Source organism: Streptomyces sp. NPDC002564 (assembly GCF_042889645.1).
In the GTDB taxonomy this organism is placed as follows: Bacteria; Actinomycetota; Actinomycetes; order Streptomycetales; family Streptomycetaceae; genus Streptomyces.
Genome location: NZ_JBIARE010000031.1, coordinates 1 through 1,966, shown reverse-complemented (window position 1 = coordinate 1,966; position 1,966 = coordinate 1). Strand labels below are relative to the sequence as shown.

Here is a 1,966-nt window from a genome sequence, read left to right as displayed (position 1 = left end):
TGCGTCTGATGGACGCGCTGATCGCGGTCAAGCGGGGCGTGCCGGGGGCCGTGCTGCCCGAGCTCAAGCAGCGCCGGGTGCCCAGCAAGGCCTCCACCGCCGTCCTGGAGGTCACCCAGGCACTACCCGCCCGCTCCGATGTCGCCACCGACCACCCCGTCCCCGCCCCGCCGTTCTGGGGCACCCGCGTCATCAAGGGCATCCCGCTCAAGGAGTACGCGAGCTGGCTGGACGAGGACGCCCTGTTCAAGGGGCAATGGGGCCTCAAGCAGGCCCGCAAGGGCGACGGGCCCTCCTACGAGGAGCTGGTCGAGAGCGAGGGGCGGCCCCGGCTGCGCGGCTGGCTGGACCGCCTGCAGACCGACAACCTCCTCGAAGCCGCCGTCGTGCACGGCTACTTCCGCTGCGTGTCCAAGGGCGAGGACCTCATCCTGCTCGACGACCACGGCACCGAGAGCACCCGCTTCACCTTCCCCCGCCAGCAGCGCGGCCGCCACCTGTGCCTGGCCGACTTCTTCCGCCCCCAGGAGTCCGGCGAGATCGACGTGGTGGGCCTGCAGGTCGTCACCGTCGGCTCCAGAATCGGGGAGGCCACCGCCGAGCTGTTCGCCGCCGACTCCTACCGCGACTACCTCGAACTGCACGGCCTGTCCGTCCAGCTCGCCGAGGCCCTGGCCGAGTACTGGCACGCCCGCGTCCGCACCGAACTGGGCATCGCCGGCAGCGACCCGCACACCGTCCAGGGCATGTTCCGCACCGAATACCAGGGCTGCCGCTACTCACTGGGCTACCCCGCCTGCCCCGACCTGGAGGACCGCGCCAAGATCGCAGCGCTGCTCCGGCCCGAGCGGATCGGCGTCCAGCTCTCCGAGGAGTTCCAGCTCCACCCCGAGCAGTCCACCGACGCCATCGTCCTGCACCACCCCGAGGCCAGCTACTTCAACGCCGGAGGCCGGCCATGACCGTGCTGCGCGACCTCATCACCCACAGCGCCCCCAGCTTCTCCTTCGAGTTCTTCCCGCCCAAGACCGAGACCGCCGCCCGCGCCCTGTGGCGCACCATCCGCCGCATCGAGACCCTGGCCCCCACCTTCGTCTCGGTCACCTACGGCGCCGGCGGCTCCTCCCGGGACCGCACCGTGGAGGTCACCAAACGCATCGCCGCCGAGACCACCCTGCGCCCGGTCGCCCACCTGACCGCGGTGGGCCACTCGGTGGCCGAACTGCGCCACATCATCGGCCAGTACGCCGACGCCGGGGTCCGTGACGTCCTGGCGGTGCGCGGCGACCCGCCCGGCGACCCCAACGCGCCCTGGCACGCCCACCCCCAGGGCCTGACCCACGCCCACGAACTGGTGCGCCTGGTCAAGGAGTCGGGGGAGTTCAGCGTCGGCGTGGCCGCCTTCCCCGAACGCCACCCCCGCTCGGCCGACTGGGACAGCGACATCCGCCACTTCGTGGCCAAGTGCCGCGCCGGCGCCGACTACGCCATCACCCAGATGTTCTTCGACGTCGAGGACTACCTGCGCCTGCGCGACCGGGCCGCCGCGGCGGGCTGCCACACCCCGATCATCCCGGAGATCATGCCGGCCACCGACGTCCGCCAGATCGCCCGCTTCGCCGCCCTGAGCGGCGCCGCCTTCCCCGAGGCGCTGGCCCACCGCCTGGACGCCGCCCGCCACGATCCGGCCGAGGGCCACCGCATCGGTGTCGCCCACGCCACCGACATGGCCCGGCGCCTGCTGGCCGAAGGCGCCCCCGGACTGCACTACATCACCCTCAACCGCTCGACGGCGACGCTCGAGATCCACGGCAACATCACGAACTCAAGGAGCACTGCGCATGACCTCGCAGCCCACCACTGACGGCCACGACTTCAAGGTCGCCGATCTCTCCCTGGCCGAGTTCGGTCGTAAGGAGATCACGCTGGCCGAGCATGAGATGCCCGGTCTGATGTCGATCCGTAA

General features: G+C 71.4%; 3 protein-coding genes. All 3 read left to right on the top strand.

The genetic code is table 11. The features are described 5' to 3' along the window. The coding region (locus tag ACFYXE_RS38385; protein ID WP_389321242.1) for a vitamin B12 dependent-methionine synthase activation domain-containing protein at window positions 1-962 on the top strand (962 nt) is incomplete at its 5' end. Beyond that, on the top strand, window positions 959-1,864 hold the full coding sequence (gene metF, locus ACFYXE_RS38380; protein WP_361181709.1) for a methylenetetrahydrofolate reductase [NAD(P)H]: 906 nt from the start codon (window positions 959-961) through the stop codon (window positions 1,862-1,864). The genes ACFYXE_RS38385 and metF, both read left to right, overlap by 4 nt. Further along, the coding region (locus ACFYXE_RS38375) for an adenosylhomocysteinase (RefSeq protein WP_361181711.1) at window positions 1,842-1,966 on the top strand (125 nt) is incomplete at its 3' end. The genes metF and ACFYXE_RS38375, both read left to right, overlap by 23 nt.